At 43.9% G+C, this 18,982-nt stretch carries 14 protein-coding genes; 2 read left to right on the top strand and 12 right to left on the bottom strand.

Annotated elements, in window-relative coordinates; genetic code table 11:
- Positions 1-68 precede the first annotated feature (68 nt).
- Positions 69-269, top strand: a complete 201-nt coding sequence (locus FS736_RS01890) for an alpha/beta-type small acid-soluble spore protein (protein ID WP_144474659.1) — start codon at positions 69-71, stop codon at positions 267-269.
- 91 nt (positions 270-360) lie between these two features.
- On the opposite strand, the gene FS736_RS01885 is transcribed toward FS736_RS01890, so the two are convergent.
- The 9 genes from FS736_RS01885 to FS736_RS01845 all read right to left on the bottom strand — a co-directional run bounded on the left by FS736_RS01885 (position 361) and on the right by FS736_RS01845 (position 15,599).
- A complete protein-coding gene (locus FS736_RS01885) occupies positions 361-1,440 on the bottom strand; it encodes an anti-sigma factor domain-containing protein (RefSeq protein WP_144474658.1) in 1,080 nt (359 codons plus the stop codon).
- Positions 1,437-2,183, bottom strand: a complete 747-nt coding sequence (gene sigI, locus FS736_RS01880) for an RNA polymerase sigma factor SigI (RefSeq protein WP_144474988.1) — start codon at positions 2,181-2,183, stop codon at positions 1,437-1,439. Before sigI ends, FS736_RS01885 begins: the two co-directional genes overlap by 4 nt.
- Positions 2,184-2,301: 118 nt before the next feature.
- Positions 2,302-3,492, bottom strand: coding sequence for a DUF5667 domain-containing protein (locus FS736_RS01875; protein ID WP_144474657.1), 1,191 nt, complete (start codon positions 3,490-3,492; stop codon positions 2,302-2,304).
- A gap of 188 nt (positions 3,493-3,680) precedes the next feature.
- Complete coding sequence (locus tag FS736_RS01870) at positions 3,681-4,115, bottom strand: hypothetical protein (RefSeq protein WP_251542401.1); 435 nt, start codon at positions 4,113-4,115, stop codon at positions 3,681-3,683.
- Positions 4,116-4,406: 291 nt separating this feature from the next.
- Complete coding sequence (locus tag FS736_RS01865; RefSeq protein WP_144474655.1) at positions 4,407-5,954, bottom strand: aldehyde dehydrogenase family protein; 1,548 nt, start codon at positions 5,952-5,954, stop codon at positions 4,407-4,409.
- 31 nt (positions 5,955-5,985) lie between these two features.
- Positions 5,986-7,083: an SDR family oxidoreductase gene (locus FS736_RS01860; protein ID WP_144474654.1), complete on the bottom strand. Its 1,098-nt coding sequence runs from the start codon at positions 7,081-7,083 to the stop codon at positions 5,986-5,988.
- 188 nt (positions 7,084-7,271) lie between these two features.
- Complete coding sequence (locus FS736_RS01855; RefSeq protein ID WP_144474653.1) at positions 7,272-10,538, bottom strand: efflux RND transporter permease subunit; 3,267 nt, start codon at positions 10,536-10,538, stop codon at positions 7,272-7,274.
- Positions 10,539-11,175: 637 nt separating this feature from the next.
- On the bottom strand, positions 11,176-12,573 hold the full coding sequence (gene nhaC / locus FS736_RS01850; RefSeq protein WP_144474652.1) for a Na+/H+ antiporter NhaC: 1,398 nt from the start codon (positions 12,571-12,573) through the stop codon (positions 11,176-11,178).
- A gap of 1,451 nt (positions 12,574-14,024) precedes the next feature.
- On the bottom strand, positions 14,025-15,599 hold the full coding sequence (locus FS736_RS01845) for a peptide chain release factor 3 (RefSeq protein WP_186326635.1): 1,575 nt from the start codon (positions 15,597-15,599) through the stop codon (positions 14,025-14,027).
- A gap of 150 nt (positions 15,600-15,749) precedes the next feature.
- Between FS736_RS01845 and FS736_RS01840 the strand changes: the two genes are divergently transcribed.
- Complete coding sequence (locus FS736_RS01840) at positions 15,750-16,625, top strand: metal-dependent hydrolase (RefSeq protein ID WP_144474650.1); 876 nt, start codon at positions 15,750-15,752, stop codon at positions 16,623-16,625.
- A 27-nt stretch (positions 16,626-16,652) separates the two neighbouring features.
- Here FS736_RS01840 and FS736_RS01835 read toward each other — a convergent pair whose 3' ends face one another.
- From FS736_RS01835 to FS736_RS01825, 3 genes are all read right to left on the bottom strand, one after another.
- Positions 16,653-16,868 carry a hypothetical protein gene (locus tag FS736_RS01835; protein ID WP_144474649.1) on the bottom strand — a complete coding sequence of 72 codons (216 nt, stop codon included), beginning with the start codon at positions 16,866-16,868 and terminating at the stop codon, positions 16,653-16,655.
- A gap of 235 nt (positions 16,869-17,103) precedes the next feature.
- On the bottom strand, positions 17,104-18,285 hold the full coding sequence (locus FS736_RS01830) for an alanyl-tRNA editing protein (RefSeq protein WP_144474648.1): 1,182 nt from the start codon (positions 18,283-18,285) through the stop codon (positions 17,104-17,106).
- A gap of 104 nt (positions 18,286-18,389) precedes the next feature.
- Complete coding sequence (locus FS736_RS01825; protein ID WP_144474647.1) at positions 18,390-18,800, bottom strand: YugN family protein; 411 nt, start codon at positions 18,798-18,800, stop codon at positions 18,390-18,392.
- Between the last annotated feature and the right edge of the window lie 182 nt (positions 18,801-18,982).

The following is an 18,982-nucleotide window of genomic DNA, read 5'->3' as shown; positions in this document are numbered from 1 at the left end:
CACCAGGATTGACAAAACTATCGTTACAGAGAAATGATCTCTGTAATCGACTCAAAGGAGATGACGGCATGGCTCGAAATTCAAATAAATTGCTTGTGCCTGGTGTGGAACAATTTATGGACCAGGTTAAATATGAGATTGCACAGGAATTCGGTGTAAGCCTCGGTTCTGATACTGTTTCAAGAGCGAATGGTTCAGTTGGAGGAGAAATCACCAAGCGTTTAGTTCAGCAGGCTCAGGCCCAGCTTTCTGGACAAAGACAAGAATAAATCAATCAATTCCTCAGCAATATCATCTTGGCTAAAACTGAATATTGACATGGAAAAAGTCCGGAATCATGTTCCGGACTTTTAAAATTCTCTATTTTTTGCCTGAGTTGTCTTTTGTGGTGTTCCCTGCGTTTCCTCTTCGGCCATTATTGTGGTTTTGATTCTTGTTCGTTTTTTTTTCTTGTTTGTAAGTTTGTCCGCTTTGATCAGGCTTAGTTCTCCCATTATTAGCATGATTGTTATTTGAGTGGCTATTGCTGTTCAATACGGCATTATTTTTCTCATTCTTTATATCAGGAGCTGGATTCCTTCGCGGTTCTGAATTTGAATTGCCTTTTGGAGGCTCCGGCTTTTCTTTCTTTACCTGGCCGGGTGCTTCCTTCTTTTTTTGCTCCGGCTCCGGTTCCTGCCTTACAGGCTGTTGGACTGGCTCCTTCTTCTCTTTCTTCGGCTCGGCTTTCTTTTCTTTTTCAACCGGCTTTGCAGCAGGATTCGGTGCAGCAGATTTTTGCTTCTCTTTATACACACCAGTTGTAACACCCTGCTTAACAGCCTTCTCCCTGTCTTCATTTGTTGCTTCCATTAACTTAAGGTTCAGGTCTTCATCAGTTGTTGTCTTCTTAATTTCAGCAATTTTTTGTTCCAATTTCTGGTCCACTGATTTTCTTGCCTTTGTATTATGGACAGTAGCAATGACGACTTCATTCTTATTGTTGAAATATCCCTGGGCTTCGATTTTATCAAGGATCATCTCTGCAACAAGGGCGGCATCTTTCTTCTTCCAGCCCTCAATTTCTGTGATAATTTCTTTCCCCTCAGGATTGTACCCTTTCATTTGAAGAACCTTCAAATCATCATTGACCGCCAATTCAATGCTCGGGTTCACATCTATGGACATATATGCGTATACCTGTCCGTCCTGGTATACCGGCAGGATCGCGGCCATAACGAGCATAAGCGCTGCAGCCAGCATAATTGACCTTGCCTTAAGACTAGTTAAAACTGAAACGTCGAACTTTTTTCTCTTTACTGTTTCCGATTCTGGAAAAAAGTGAATTTCTTCTCCAACCTGATAGTCTTGCTGAAGCTTTCGGGCGCGCAAAAACTCGCCTTCGGGGGTCAACAATGTTAGGTATAGCTCATTGATTTCAAGGATTACTCCTTTTCTCATGTCTCCAACACCCCTTTAATATAATCCTTTAAAAACACATAATCCCCAATTAAAATAAGTGCAATTGCAATAATATATTTTCTGTTTCTCTCTATAGTTTTTCTGCTGACTTTGACCATTTCTTCCAGTTGCTTGATTGGCAATCGTTTTTTCTCAAGCAGCAAGCCCTTCAATTCTTCATTTTCTACCATCGCCTTCGCGACGAGCATGGCATTTTTCCGGGCATCAGCATGCTTTGGTGATTGCTCCAGTAAGTCCTGGAATGACAAATCAAATTCAGATAATATCGTTTGGAATTGGATGATTTCTTCTCTTCTCAGTTCCTGTTCTGTCTTTTTACGGAACTCATCAAGTGAAAGTTCATCTTCAAGTGTTGACCGATGCTGCTCTTCCTCATTTGGGTCATTAGCGATATTAAAGCTCAGGTTTTGATTCCTGCTCTGCTGGCGGATATAATCAATTACCCTACGCTTGATCATTACTTCTGCAAAACTTAACAAGGAATTCCCTTTTTCGGATGAATATTTCTGGATTGCCTCATTAAAGGCGATGAGGCCAATGCTAAATTCATCGTCAGACTCATGTATGTACCTCTTGCAGACAGACGAAACAGTCTTGGCAATAAAAGGTTTGTAAGAATCAATTAATTCTTCTCTAAGTGCAGCATCCCCCTGGTGGATTTTCTCAACGGTTTCTTCCAGCGGCCTGCGCTTTTTCTTTGCCATGAACAATAAACTTAGCAATAGCCTCACCTCTTTTCCTCCACACATTATATCATATCTGTCAATTTCTCTATTGTGGTTAGGCAGGGAAAAGATAGCCGTTACTGGCTATCTTTTCGAGTCTATTGTTCAAACGATATTAATTTTTGTCGTTCCCTTTTCCGTGGCCATTGCCGTGTTGTGCTTTGTTTTGTGGTTTCTTTTCTTCTTTCTTCCCTTGTTTAGCCTGGTGCTTTTCTTCTTTCTTAACTTGCTTTGCCTGACGCTTTTCTTCTTTCACCTGCTGCTTCGCTTCTTTACGCTCTTGTTTCACAGCAGCCTTTTCAGCTTTACGCTCTTGCTTGGCTTTTTCTTTTTCCGCCTTTACAGGAGCAGCGACTACTGAATCATCATCCACAGGCATTGTCTCTTCAGAATTTGCCGCATCATCTTCAATCTCAGGTGTTTCATCTGCAGGCAGGAGGTCTGGCTCAACCACTGGTTCTAATTCAACAGGTTCAGCAGTTTCTTCTTCCTCTGCTGGTTTCTCACCATACTTTTCTTCTATTTTAGCCAATTTCTTTGCCATCTTGGCGTATGTCTTATCAATATTCTTTTGAAGCTGTGCTTTTGCATTTTCATTGCCGACATGTTCCATAGCCGCTTTTAATGCAATGATATTCTGCCTTAGCATTCCTTCGATTTCCTCAAAAGGATCTACACTTACAGCTTCTTCGCCTTCATTTTCAACCGCTTCTTCTTCAGTGGCTTCGTCTGTCTCTTCTTCAGTTTGCTCAACAGCATCCGAATCGTCAGCTGGTTCCCCTTCTTCTTCTGCAGACTCAGCTTCTGTACCTTCACCATCTTCTTCAGAAACCTTACCGTCTTCAGCAGCTATTTCTTCTTCTGTTGAGGTTTCCTCGTCAACGATGTCCTGAGAGGTTTCCATATATTGAACTGCCGCTTCAATCACTTTAAGCGCTTCCTCTTCTTTTCCTTCTGCGAACAATGCACTAGCCTCAGCTAGGCGTTCAGATGCATATGTAGCGAGCAATTCTGCTTCTTCAGCCTGATCAAATGTAAAAGCAAGCCTGATTTTCTCCAAGACTATTTTGGTAAAGTAGAAGAAGTCCCCAGGAATCAACGTTGGATTGATTTCTTCTAATTCTTCTACCTGAGATTTTGCTTCTTCAATTTCTTCCGGGCTGATATTTTGCATTTCTACTGTCTCAAGCTCAGAATGGTTTTCTTCTGCCATTGCAATTGGAGAAAAAGTGAACGTTCCAGCAAGCACTAAAGCTAGAGTACTCTTTGCGATTTTCTTCATCTCTTGGTTAGATAGTTTTTTCATTCTCTGTTCACCTCATGTGTTTTTAAGAGCGGCCGCTTTAATCACTAAATGGTTACGTTTGCACTTGGGGGGTTATGGGGGTTTTATAAAAAAAATAAAAAATTCCAGCCTGTAATCGACCGGAATTATCCCTTCATTGTTTTATCATTGATTTTTTAAAAACCGGGCAGGATTAGTATGTAGATGGTTTATTCGCTATAGAACCTTAAAATCAGTTTCCTGATCATTAAACCGACCAGTACACCAGGAATGACGAACATCATCGGCAAAAACACAGGACCGGGAAAGATACCAAGAATGTTGATCTTGGGTGAGATCATCAAACCAACAGTCACAAAGTAGGCCGAAAAAACGAAAGGCAAAAACGTGATTTTTTCATCTTCCGGCATCACGCTCCTGTATGCATCCCACATGGCGAACATATATAGACAGGGGTAAAACATCAGCCACTGATAATCCATAACCTGCATGGCCATTCCCGTTTCACCAAGAAAGCTGTACATTATTCCTTTGTTAAAATTACTTTGCACGTTAACAAGGAACTCTAGTAAGACAAATAATATGCCCTTCACAAGATTGCCCGTCAGCAATTGGGCAAATCCAGGCAGTGCGATGCTCCACATTACCGCTTCTAGTTTGGTTAATTTCTTTTTTATCGCCACGACAGGTTTCATCCTTTAAACAATTTATTGGACTTTCAATATATGATTGCCCAAATTCCTTCAATTTCGAATTGGGTCTTTTTTATCCTTTTCGTTCTTCTACTTGTTTTAGATTGTCCAAATTGTGCCTTGAATTATCATTTTTCCAGATAATTGTTAAGAAATAATCTTAAATGCCCGTTAATCCATATAAAATCTCCACTATAGCAAACAAAAATAAAAACCGTCCCTGGATAAGGAACGGCTAAACATTTATTTATTGCTTCTTAATAGTGAGAGATAGTTCTTTGCAAAGTTGACCCAATCTCTTTTTTCGGAAAAATAGCTCTTGAACAAGTTTAGGAATAAAGGATACTTTCCTTTATAAGGATACCATTGAATCTCTGATTTCATGAGTCCCTGGTCTTCCATGATCGCTTTTTCATGGCAAAAGATCCTCAACCCTGCTTCAGAATGGTATCGCCCAATGCCACTTTCCTTTGCACCTCCGAACGGGAGACCATGATTGGCTACGGTGATAATGACGTCATTGATGACGACAGCGCCGGACACCAGCCGGGACGCAACACGGCGCGCTTTTTCCTTATCCTTTGTCCATACACTCGCATTTAACCCAAAAGCAGTGCCATTAGCATAGGCAATCGCCTCTCCTTCCGTATCGAACGGGACCACAGGAAGCAAGGGGCCGAATGTCTCCTCCTGAATGATCTTCATATCCTGTTCAACATCCGTCACGACAGTTGGCGGCAGGAACATGCCTTCCTTCCAATCTTCCGGTTTAAGTCCAGTAGCCAATTTAGCTCCGCGCAGAAGTGCTTCATCCAGCTGCTCCTTCACCACGTTCTTCTGGGCTGGAAAAGTCATGGAACCTACATCATCATCGATGCCATCACCCTGTCTCAGTGAATGGACTTCACCTTTCAATTTCTCAAGGAATTCCCCATAAACTGTCCGTTCAACATATAGACGCTCAGCGCTCATACAAACCTGGCCGCTATTAGTAAAAGCACCCCAGACAGCAGCCTTCGCTGCCCGATCCAGGTTGGCATCCCCGAATACAACCATCGGGTCTTTCCCCCCAAGTTCCAGGGTAGTCGGAATTAAATCCTTAGCTGCCTGCTGCTGAATGATCTTTCCGGTGCGTACAGAGCCCGTGAAAAAGATATAATCCGGCTTGCCAGCAGTGAAAGCGGCGCCCACTTCTTTTCCTCCGTGGGCAACCTGTATTGTGCCATCAGGGAATCCCGAACGCTTGAACAGGTCTTCGATACATTTTCCGACTAGCGGGGTTACCTCTGAGGGTTTCAAAATAACAGAGTTCCCTCCTGCCAGCGCGCTTATCATAGGAACCATCGCCAGCTGAAGAGGATAATTCCATGGAGAGATTACGAGAACCACCCCACGAGGCATATACTCGATGAACGATTTCTTGCCGAATAGCAATAATGGTGTCTTTGCTTTTTGCCTGCCCAGGACCTTTTCAGCATGCCTGATGATGTGGTCGATCGCATCGAGTGTTGGCATAATGTCAGCCACAATAGCTTCGGTGAGCACCTTCCCTGTGTCATCAGAAATGACCCGCGCAATTTCGTCCATCTCATCTACCATCAATTGTTTTAGCTTTCTTAAAAAACCGATCCGCTGGGCGATTGGCAAAGTACTCCAACTGGCGAAGGCCTTCCTTCCCCGTTCGTAAAAGTACGGCATTTCATGGACAGGCGTCTCTTCCATTTCAGCGATTATTTTTCCTGTAGCCGGTGCGGCAACCGGCATTCTCCGCACATCTTCAACTGAATGCATACTCATTCACCTGCCTATACTAATCAAGTATTTATATTATGTTTATCTGATAATGCGGCTTATGCTTATTCTCCCGGTAAAAGGCTGCCATTGCAGCAATCCCATCCCTGAAATCCGGACATACGATCCCTGAGTCTTTCAAGTCGTCCTGGGCCTGGGAAGAGTCAAAACGGCCTTTCCATGTAAAATAATCGAGCGCCTCCTTTTCAACACCAAGATACCTTCTCAAGCCCCTGAAATGAAGCCCTGCTTTTGCCAGGGACAAAGGCACCGAACCCACTGGCTGCTTCTTCAGCAATTCAAACATCATCATTTCATACAGCTCTGATACTTTGTAAGGTTTCGGATCAGTGAGATGATACGTTTTGCCTGACCCGATTTCTGCAAATGTTAAATAGGTGGTCGCTTCAATAATATAATCCACGGGAACTAGATTGACAACTGTTTCGCCCGTGCCAAGCTTAGGCAAGAAAGGCATGAAGCCAAGCCGGTCGATAAAATTCATGATGAAATATGGTCCATCAAATTTTATGGTTTCCCCTGTTTTTGAATGACCTTTAACGATTCCCGGCCTGATAATGGTGACCGGAATCTCTGACTTAAGCGAGTCTACCAGAACTTCAGCTTCATATTTAGTCTCCTCATAGAAGTTTTTGAATCCTGGTGGCTTTATTAATTCATCTTCATAAAGGATTCCCTCTCGTTTACCGGCAACATATGCTGTGCTGAAATACGTGTAGCGCTGGATATTTTTTAATTTTTTCACCCATTCATTCACATTCCTGGTCCCCTCAACATTCACCCGGTAAGCGATATCCTTAGGAACTGCCAGATCATATATAGCTGCAAGGTGGAAGACATGGGTGACGGTATTCTCAAGTTGATCAGCCTTTTCCGGAACTATGTCCAGACCTGAAACCGTTATGTCACCTGTTATAATCTCAAATTGACTTTCATCAAGGTTAAGATCCCCAACAATTGAAGCCCTTTCAGCCTCTGCCTTATCAGCCATAGAAGGCAATACCAGGACATAAACTGTCCCTTTCCCTTCATTTCTCCGTAATACTTCCCTAATCAATTGATTGCTGATGAATCCTGGAAAGCCAGTGAAAAAATATCCGTATTCCATGAACGTCCTCCTAAACACAGTAATTAGCTATATTTTATCGATAAGCGCTTACATCCGCAATCACTTTGCTGACTATTCAGAAAAATACGATGAATAACGGGTATGATTCTTGATTGAAGTCCCTTTTTTATCGTGAAGTTCACACGCCACTAAAAAATGCCTGGCTGATTTCTGCCAGGCATCACGTTTTATCTTCTTCTTCTAAAATCTTGAGTTGAATCTTCTTCTTTTATCTGTTGGAGAAGTTCCTCCAGCATACCTGCCATCTCTTCCTTCGAGTATTTCCCTTTTTGGAAGGATTCTGTCCGCTGCTCCACTCCTGTTTCATATTCAGGATCTGTATGCTCTTTCAGCAGATAAGCTGGTACAAGATGGCCATCCGGTGTTGCATACATTTTATTTCTTCTGCGATAATCCCTGTCAAAAAAGCTGTAGACAACCGGTATCACGAACAGTGTCAGGAACGTACTGCTGATCAAACCGCCAATAACGGTGATCCCCATTGGCTGATTGATTTCGGTACCTTCGCCAATTCCAAGTGCGAGCGGAATCAAACCAAGAATGGTAGTTAAAGCCGTCATCAGGATTGGACGTGCGCGGTCTTTTACCGACAGAACAATCGCCTCATGCGGATTCAAACCGCGCTCCTTCTTCTGATTGATGTAATCGACAATCACAATCGCGTTGTTCACTACAATCCCTGCAAGGACAATAATACCGATAATTACGGTTAAGCTGACTGGAGTTTGCGTTGCGGTCAATGCAATGGCAACTCCAATCACCATCAACGGCACAGTGAACATGATGACAAATGGATACTTCAATGATTCGAACTGCGCAGCCATGACAAGATAAATCAGGATGATTGCGAGAACGAAAGCGAGAAGCAAGTCATCAATTGAAGATTCGAGAAGCTCTCTGTCCCCACTGAAAACAATCTCGGTTTCATCAGGCAAATCAAGCTCTTCTATCTTTTTATCCACTTGTTTGGACATATCTCCAAGATTCGTTGAAGACTTGTATTTCATTGTGAATTCAACTGCACCCTGCTGATTGATCCTCTGGATTTTAACAGGTCCGCTGCCCGTTTCAATATTGGCAATCTGGCCAAGTGAAACATAGTTGCCATCAGGCTTCTTGATCAGCAGTTTCTTTAGATTATCGATATTCTGGGTTACATCGCGGTCATATTCCACAAAAACACCTAAAATTTCTTCATCCTCTCCAGGCATTTGGGTCGCCATATCCCCTCTTGTCACGTTGTTGACCACCATCGCAACTTGCGCTGGTGCAAGACCCTGTGCGAGAGCCTTTTCCCTGTCAACAGTGATCTGGACTTCTTCGACAGTGTCATTTTGGCTCGTCGTCAATTCATTGACATCGTCCAAATCCTTCAGGGAATCATATATTTTTCCAACCGATTCATCCAGCCTTTTTTCACTGGAATCACGAACATTGAATGTAAGTGTATTAGGAGCAGAACCTGATGTGGACTGGAGATTGAAACTCAGCTCGGCACTGCTGTTTGCCTCAACTGCAGCTTGCTCAAGTTCTTTTTTCACATCATCGACAAACTGGAAGGTGCTGATTTCTCTTTCCTCCAGCTCATCCATTTTTACATACAATTCCCCGATATTCGTGTTTGTTGTACCTCTGAAGGAGGACTCCTGGGTTGTTCCGACCAGACTTACGTATACATCTACATCTTCTTCATCTTTCAACTTATCTTCCAACGCTGACAAAACCTTTTCGGTCTCTGTCAAAGCTGATCCATTTTCAAGATTAACCCTGATGCTGAAGAAGCCCTCATCTGTAGGCGGGATGAACTGAGTACCGACAGTCGTCACCCCATAAGCGCCTCCGGCAAGCATCAGCAGTGTGATCAGAATGACGGCAAAACGATGACGCAGAGCCCACCTGACTGATTTCTCAAGTCCTCTCATCGAGCTGGAGCGCTGCCTTCTCGCTTCAATATTTTTCTTAGGCGCCTTCAGCAGCCTGCTTGCCAGCATCGGGACAACTGTCAAAGCGACCACCAATGAGGCAAACAAACTGAATGAAATCGTCAATGCAAACTCTGTGAACAGTTCCCCTATGATTCCGGAAATGAATACAACCGGCAAGAACACGGCAACTGTCGTCAAAGTCGAAGCAGTAATTGCAGCACCAACTTCCCTGGAACCATCCCTGGCAGCGGTTTTCGAATCCTTGCCCATTGACAGATGCCGGTAAATATTTTCAATGACAACAATGGCATTATCCACGAGCATCCCGATTCCGAGAGCCAGGCCGCCAAGCGTCATGATATTCAATGTAAAGTCAGCGAAAAACATCAATACAAACGTAAAAATAACAGAATAAGGAATAGCAATTCCGATGATGAGCGGACTCTTCACATTTCTCAGGAAGAAGAACAGCACCAGCATCGCCAATAGGCCTCCGACAATAAGCGAGTTTGAAATATTGCCGATCGCCAGTTTTATATAATCGCCCTGGTCAAAGAGTACATCAGACTTGATTCCAGCGTATTTATCTCTCTCAAGCAAAGTTTCAAGCTCATCAAGGAACGCTTTTGATACTGCTGCCGTATTCGCATCAGACTGCTGTAGGACACTCAGCAGCACTGACGGAGTCTGATTCGTCCTTGTGATCGTCCGGTCATCCTGTTTTTGCAGTTCGACGTTTCCGACATCATCCAGGGTTACCTTTTGTTTGGTCACCGGATTGGTGAACACCGTCAGATTCTTCAATGTATCCAGCGAATCCAGAGTACTGATGACCCTCGTAGTCAGTTCTTTGCCGTCGGTCAAAATCGTATCGCCTGGCATCGAGACATCATTCGCTCTGATTAGATCGACAATGTCCGACTGACTCAGCTTATAATCCCTCAACTTTTCCTGGTCCAGTTTCACCCTCACTTCACGTACGGATGTGCCCGATAAATTGATGCTTGCAACCCCCTCAACCTTGGTGAGTTCCAATTCGAGCTCTTCCGCAAGTTCTCTTAACGCCGATTCATCCTTTCCAGAGCTTAGTGATAGCTGGATGATAGGGAATTGAGACGGGTCAAACTTCATGAACCTTGGCTTGTTCGCATCGTCCGGAATAGGCGTCATATCCAGCCTTTGGATGATCTCATCCTGTATATCATCAATATTGGTGGTCCATGAAAACTGCATCAGGATCAGGTTTGCACCCTCCTGGGAAGTCGATGTCATCGTTTTGATTCCCGGCAGTGTCGCCAGATTCGCCTCCAGCGGCTTCGTCACCTTCTCCATAACCTCTTCAGGACTTGCTCCCTGATAATTCGTCACCACCACACCTACAGGCGGATTTATATCCGGAATGAGCTTCAAAGGAATCCTCATCAATGAAACCACCCCGAGAATCAAGACCAAAAACATCGTAACCAATGTAAAAACAGGTCTCCTGATCGAAAAATTGCTGACTTTCATACGCTAACTCCTTTCGGCGGTAAAACCTTATGACTGACCGGACATTTTTTTAAAAAGATACCATACTTAATATAGTGAAGCATCAAGGATAATTCAACTATCCAATATGCAATGTTTAGAACAATTTTCAACATACCCTCCATTTTAAATGAAGCAACGGATTAATCAAACTCAAATCCCCTAACTGACACCAGATTTCTCATTAGGGCGGGTGCCCCAACTTGATAGTTATTTGGATTAAGGGTACATATTCAGGGTTTATGTTACCCAAATCCTTTGTTCTTCCTGGTTTCGGGCACATATTAGGGGTTTATGTTACCCAAATCCTTTGTTCTTCCTGGTTTCGGGCACATATTAGGGGTTTATGTTACCCAAATCCTTTGTTCTTCCTGGTTTCGGGCACATACTCGGGGTTTATGTTACCCAAATCCTGTGTTCTCTTAGATTACGGGCACATACTCGGGGTTTATGTTACCCAAATCCTCTGTTCTCTTGGATTTCGGGCACATATTCAGGGTTTATGTTACCCAAATCCTCTGTTCTCACGGGTTTCGGGTACATATTCAGAGTTTATGTTACCCAAATCCTCTGTTCTCTTGGATTTCGGGCACATACTCGGCATAAAAAACGCGGGAGCCTAAGCTACCGCGTTTTTCCTAGTCTTTGATAAAGTTATACCGGTGAAACCTGCTGCAAGGGTCAATACAGGTGACAGCAGGCAAAAGAATGCAAAGGGAACATACTCCATTGTGCTGACTCCCAGGACGCTGCTGAGGAAAACACCGCAAACGCTCCAGGGAACAAGCGGATTGGTTACCGTTCCTGCATCTTCGAGGACTCGGGACAGGTTTTTCGCATGCAGCCCGGCTCTTTCAAAATGGTCTGCGAATGTATTCCCTGTCAAAAGGATCGAAAGGTATTGCTCACCGATCAGCAAATTGATTCCGAGAGCAGACAATGCGGCTGAACCAATCAGCACAGGTCCTTTTTCAAGCCTGCCGGCAAGACCTTGTAATAACGAGGGCAGTACCCCGAGTTTGAATAACAATCCGCCCATGCTCAAGGCAAGAAGAACCAGTGATATGGAGAAAAACATGCTTTCAATTCCGCCCCTTGACAACAGTGAATCCAACTGGGCATTTCCGCTTTCGGAAACATAGCCAGAATATAAAATTTCCGGCAGCGCTTTCCACTCTTGCTTTGGGACAATGAACATACTGATTGCCATCGCTGTGAGAGTCCCTGCTGCAAGGGTTATAATTGATGATACTTTTTTAATAGCCAGAACCAAGATGACCGCCAGCGGAATCAAAGAGTACCAGTGTACAAGGTTCATCTTCATAAGGGTGTTCTGCAAATTCGCTAGTTGGGTGAAATCCGCTGAATGGAGCTCTGGCGATAGAAACCCAAATAAAATAAGTGAAATGAAGAAAGCAGGGATCGTTGTCCAGGACATATTTTTAATATGTTCAAACAGGTCCACCTTAACAGTGGTTGAAGCGAGCACCGTCGTATCAGATAGCGGCGACATTTTATCCCCCAGAAAGGCACCAGAAATCACCGCTCCGGCTGTGATAGCCAGGGAGAAACCCAGTGCTTCACTGACTGCAATGAAAGCTACCCCAATCACTGCCGATGTGGTCAACGAACTTCCTATGCTCAATCCAACTATAGATGTGATGATAAAGACAATTGCATAGAACCATTTGCCAGTCACCAGATCGAATGCAAAAAATATCAGAGTCGGAATGGTACCAGCAGCAATCCAGCTGCTGACAAGCATGCCGATGAAGAAAAATATCATTACTGCGCCAAGGCCGGCCTTTGCACCTTCAACCATACTTTTTTCAAGATCGGCCATCTTAATTTTTTTCAATAATCCATAAATCATCAGCGCCATGATTCCCATGATGACAGGAATATGGGGCATTAATTCCAGCTTGATCATGCCATAGCTTATACCTGCCAAAAGCAGCACTATAACCGCTGCGGCCTCCGAAGTTTTTAATGTGATGGATTCATTTTGATGTATCATGCTGATTCCTCCAATTAGTTGTAAAATGCAAAAAACTCCTCAACGTATAGGGACGAAGGAGCTCCGCGGTACCACCCTAATTGGCAAACAATTTGTCTACCCACTTCGTTAACAGTGCCTTTTTGAGACAGGTGTATTTCGAATCTGCCACTGCCTGGATTTTCATCTGCCATCCAGTTTCTATTTGCTGCTCATGGGGATTCTACTAGTTTCTGTCAGCACTATATTTCTTTTTCACTTAAACGCTTTTATGCATAAAAGCGTTATAGAATACTAATACTATATTATGAAAGTAATAGAACGTCAAGAAAAAAACTGTCGTATGTTTGTAGTTTGGAGGCGGTGTTCTGACATGCACTTGAGCAGAAGCGATTGAAGCATCCTTCTAGCAGGATTTCGAGCATGGTGTGGAACAACCTCCGACCATATGCATGGCCACTTCTTGGTATCGGGCGGAGAACGCAGCAAGCTCCGACCGTATTCTTGGACCCTTCCTTATTTCGGGCGCAGAACGAAGCAAGCTCCGACCGTATTCTTGGACCCTTCTTTATTTCGGGCGCAGAACGAAGCAAGCTCCTACCGTATTCTTGGACCCTTCCTTATTTCGGGTGGAGAACGCAGCAAGCTCCTACCATATTCTTGGACCCTTCCTGGTTTCGGGCGCAGAACAATGCAAGCTCCTACCATATTCTTGGACCCTTCCTTATTTCGGGCGCAGAATAATGCAAGCACCGACCGTATTCTTGGACCCTTCTTTATTTCGGGCGCAGAACGAAGCAAGCTCCGACCGTATTCTTGGACCCTTCCTTATTTCGGGCGCAGAACGAAGCAAGCTCCTACCGTATTAATGGACCCTTCTTGGTTTCGGGCGCAGAACAATGCAAGCTCCTACCATATTCTTGGACCCTTCCTGGTTTCGGGCGCAGAACAATGCAAGCTCCTACCATATTCTTGGACCCTTCCTGATTTCGGGGGCAGAATAATGCAAGCTCCTACCGTATTCTTGGACCCTTCCTGATTTCGGGCGCAGAACAATGCAAGCTCCGACCGTATTCTTGGACCCTTCCTGATTTCGGGCGCAGAACAATGCAAGCTCCGACCGTATTCTTGGACCCTTACTGGTTTCGGGCGCAGAACAATGCAAGCTCCTACCGTATTCTTGCACCCTTCCTGGTTTCGGGCGCAGAACAATGCAAGCTCCGACCGTATTCTTGCACCCTTCCTGGTTTCGGGCGGAGAACGCAGCAAGCTCGGACCATATTCTATCCGCAAATCAGAGAAAAATCTGACAAAAAATTGCCGTCATAGCAGGCTTTCGGGCAGATCCTCACATCCGCTGATCCCCATCGCATGGCTTTTTATCTTTTCTGGTCCAAAACAGACCCACAAAGCAGCCGGTTGATTGCCAATCCCACAAAAAAGAGCCGGCAAATTATGCCGACTCAAATTGTTTAGGATACATCCATAGGGTTATAAAGTTTTACTTCCGGATTTTTATCCTGGAACCATCGTAGGGCAAATTCATTTTCGAACAGGAATACTTTTTTGTCAAAGCGGTCCGCCACAAGCAGGCTTCGGGAGCTGGACAGATTCTCGTTCACATCGTCGCCTTCGATCCAGCGGGCAATTTTGGAGCCTTGTCTTTCCATGATGACTTCAACATTATATTCATTCCGCATCCTGGCTTCGAATACTTCGAATTGAAGCTGTCCGACAGCACCGAGAAGGTATTCTTCCGTCTTCAATGTCTTGAACAGCTGGATGGCTCCTTCCTGGACAAGCTGCTGGATTCCTTTATGGAAATGCTTTTGCTTCATGACATTCTTGGCCGAAACCCTAACGAAAAGCTCGGGTGTGAACTGCGGAAGTTTTTCATATAGGAACCCTTCCTTGCCAGATACGATGGTATCGCCAATCTGGTATGTGCCCGGGTCGTAAAGTCCGATGATATCACCGGCAACGGCTTCCTCAACGGTACTGCGGTCATCAGCCATGAACTGGGTGGACTGCGCCAGCTTCATTGTTTTTCCTGTCCGGCTAAGCTGGACGGTCATTCCCCGTTCGAACTTTCCTGAGCAAATGCGCAGAAAAGCAATTCTGTCACGATGGGCCGGGTTCATATTGGCCTGGATTTTGAAAATAAATCCTGAGAATTCCTCAGATTTAGGATCAATTTCTCCTGCCGTAGAGTTCCTTGGCTGTGGCGCAGGTGCGAATTGTAAATATGAATCAAGGAATGTCTGGACTCCGAAAGTCGTCAAGGCACTGCCAAAGAATACCGGCGTTAATGTACCATCGACAATCTTTTCCTTGGAAAATTCATTTCCAGCCTCATCCAAAAGCATGATTTCCTCTAATGTCTGTTCATACAGTGAAGACTCTTTTATGGAATGGTCTCCATCAATTTCGCCTTCTTCATTTAACGAAATAAACCTTTTGTCTTCATCAACCCGGAATTGCTCGATCCGGTTATTGAAACGGTCATAGATTCCGAGGAATTCTTTACCCATTCCGATTGGCCAGTTCATCGGATAAGATTCGATGCCAAGCACTTCTTCAAGTTCAGCTAATAATTCAAGAGGCGCTTTCCCCTGGCGATCCAGCTTATTGATAAAAGTGAAGATTGGAATCCCTCTCATGCGGCAAACCTTGAAGAGCTTGAGCGTCTGGTCCTCAATCCCTTTTGCTGAGTCGATGATCATCACAGCGCTGTCAACAGCTGTCAATGTTCTGTAGGTGTCTTCGGAGAAATCCTGGTGTCCAGGTGTGTCGAGAATGTTCACCTTGAAACCGTCATAATCGAATTGCATGACACTGGAGGTTACGGAAATTCCGCGCTGCTTTTCGATTTCCATCCAGTCACTCGTCGCAAACTTCCCTGTTTTCTTCGCTTTTACAGTACCCGCGTCACGGATTGCGCCGCCGAATAACAACAGTTTCTCCGTAAGCGTCGTTTTCCCGGCATCCGGGTGTGATATAATCGCAAACGTTCTGCGTGATAATACTTCATCTTGTAATTTTTTCATGATTTGATGTTTCCTTTCTGTTTAAAGGCAAAATTCCTCATAAAATTAATCTTATCTTTCTGGCGGAAAGTTTGCAATCCTGCAAATGCATATCAGAACTTTTAATTATTTTCCTGGAAGCATTATAATAATATTTCAGGAGGTGCGAAAGTGGATTCAGTTACCCATACATTATTCGGCTTAGCCTTATATGGAGCCGTTGATAAAAAACATATGGAGAAAACGCAAAAGCGTGCCTATTTGCTGACCGCGGTTGGCGCAAGCCAGATTCCTGACATAGACGTCATTTCCCAATTTTGGGATACTGATGGACTTTATCAGATGTGGCACAGAGGCATCACCCATTCTGTGTTTCTGACGCCAATTTGGGCATTGTTATTTGTATTGCTGTCTTTTCTCCTTTTTAAAGTGAAGGATCTCAAATTATTTTTCCTTGGCTGGCTGGCCGTCTTTATCCATAATACGAGTGATTTGTTCAACGCCTGGGGAACAGGCTATCTAGAACCGTATTCAAACATTAGGATCACCTTCGGCACAATACCGATCATTGATTTTGTATTCTGGTTCATTCTTGGGACAGCCTTTATTGCTTCCCGGAAAAATAAAGCGAAGAGCCCCTATTATTTTAAATTTGCATGGGTTTTCATTGCGCTGCACATTGTTGTCCAGAGCGTCCAGGGCTGGTTAATCTATAATCAGTATGAAAATGATTATAAGCAGATTGCTCTTTCAGCAGGCTTTATTCCTTGGACATATTCAGTAATTGCGAAAAACGACAGCAATGTTAAAATCTTTCAGGACAATCTGTTTACTGACAGAAAGCTGCAATATGAGCTCACTTCTTCTGAGGAAACAGACCTGAATGGGCTTTTTGCGAAGAAACCTGAAGCGAAGACGCTTTACGAATGGTCGCCATTTGTGGTCATCGTCAATGATGGCGAGAAGCTCGGAATCTATGATCCGCGCTTTTACCGAAATGGACAGTCGTTCCTGTTTGAATATATCGATAAAACCCAGGCCAAATAAAAGAGCAGCCCACTGGCTGCTCTTCTGTTATTCCATTCTCGCTTCTATATCGTCCATAAGTTCATCTATTGTGACAGTGATATCATTCGTTTTCCTGGCTACTGCAATCGTGAATTCCAATAACTCTTTATATTTATCTACTGGAATCATTGAATTCGTCTTCTCGTATTCATTCACTTTAAGACCGAGATTTTGCAGGATCATGATTGCCTCTTCTACAGATCCTCTCTCAACTTCATACATTCTGATTCCCCCTATTTCTCTGGTTGAATTCCATTATGAGGGAGTCAAACCTATTTTTAAATGGTAAAACTTTCATCTATAACCAGTTGCACTGTAAAAAATAGGTTATTAGTTGGTGTTTTTGAGATTTTTTAAAAAATATCGGCTTGAAAACTATCTTTACTGCCAAAATCACTTCTTATGAACCGGGTCATTACTCCTGAATTCATGCTGGATTTTTCATTAGGCGTTCATATTATTGGATAACCCTAGTAATTTCTCTGATGAATTCCTCACCTGGCATCAACCTGCCTCCGCCCTGAACAAGCTGATCGCTGCCTCCCCCTTTGCCGTCAATTAATGAAAGAGCATGTTTTGACCAATCTTTCAAATTTCCCCGGGCGTTCTTACCCCGGGCAAAAACAAATTGAAGTTTGTCTTCGTTTTCGGCCACTAACAGGAATACCTTGTCATCTGCCTGTTCAGCAAGTAATCTTGCAAGTCTTTGAAGTTCCTGGATACCCCTATTTTGATAAACACGGCTGATAATTGCTCCCGTATTGGCTTCTGCGAGATCAGCTGCTTCATATTTAAGTAATTGGTCTCTCATTTCCTCGATTGACTTTTCAGTTGTCTTTTTCTGGCCAAGCAGTCTATTAACGGCCGATACCATATCCTGTTCAGATGCATTCAGCAGGACCGACAGCTCTTTTAGGATTTCATGCTTTTGCCCGAGCTTCTTCAAAACTCTTTGCCCACATACAAACTCAACCCGGATGATTTTCTTTTGCCTTTCCCATCCAAGGATTTTCAAGTAGCCTACTTCCGCTGTACTGTTTGGGTGTGTTCCTCCGCAGCCGTTATAATCAAATTCAGGTATGATGACGAGCCTGATGTTGTTCGATACTGACAGTGCTTTCCTGAGTTTGTATTGCTTTAATTCGTCTTCATCGACCCATTTAGTAATGACTGGACGATTTTCAAGTATTACCTGGTTAGCCAGCTCCTCAACCCTGTCAGCTTCCTCCGCTGACAGACTTTCTGTATCTAAATCAATTGTGAGCATATCTTTCCCTAAATGGAAACTGACTGTTTTATAGCCATACAATTCCTCGAAAGCAGCCGAAAGAATATGCTGTCCTGCATGTTGCTGCATGTGGTCAAACCGGCGGCCCCAATCAATTTCCCCTTCTATCGGCATTCCTTCTTCCAGCAGCTCTTTTATGTAATGGCGTATCTCTCCGTCAATTTCCTCGACATCCACAACTTCTACACCATTCAGAATGCCAGTATCGAATGGCTGTCCGCCGCCTGTCGGGTAAAAAGCTGTCTGAGTTAATACTGCATAATTCCTGCCTGACTCATCGGCTCCCTGCCTGATCAGTTGAGCAGTAAAGCTTTTTATGTAAGCATCTTGATAATATAACTTATTCTCCATGATCAAACTCACGCTCCAGATTACAACTTATGCTTTCCAGTATATCATTTTTTCCTTATATCTATAGAAAAGACAGCTCCCTAATCGGAAGCTGTCTTCTTCGTTTATAAAGTCCCCAGAGCCTGTTCAGCTTTGCTGACCAATACTTTTCCACGTTCCATAAGTTCCTCCGGAAATGGAGCGTCCTTGTCGGCAGGTGATTTGAACTGGTCAAAAGAACCAGTCAGGGCACCAATATTCCCTTCATCATCGACATCTGTTTCAAATTGGTGATCCAGGAGGAAGGGTGTCCCAATCTTGACGAATGTTCCCTCATCGTCAAGCGGACCGCCCTTTGACTTGAAAGGAATCCTGACATACTGCTGGTCACCATGATCATCATTCATTTTGTAATCGATGAAGGCATGGTCATATTCCCAGTTGCCGTTCAGCGTGAAGCCAAGCGGCTCCAGGTTTTTCTTCAGCTCACCCATTGTGATCTCTTTGCCATCTATATTTGATTGAATCGGTACCATTTTGCAAACCTCATTTCGTATTGGAATCGTATATTAACTTCTTCCACCGCAATAAGGTTATCAAACATGCAGGAGCACACTGGTAAAATATTTGGACGGGCCACTTTTGTTATATCCATAAGCGCCGTAAAAATGAGCTTTTTTAAAACCAGTCCAATCTCTACGTTTTAGCCGCTAATCTC

The sequence above is a fragment of the Cytobacillus oceanisediminis 2691 genome, assembly GCF_007678455.1.
GTDB lineage: Bacteria > Bacillota > Bacilli > Bacillales > Cytobacillaceae > Mesobacillus > Mesobacillus oceanisediminis_A.
Note: the sequence above shows the minus strand (reverse complement) of the source record. Positions and strands in the feature narration are given on the sequence as shown.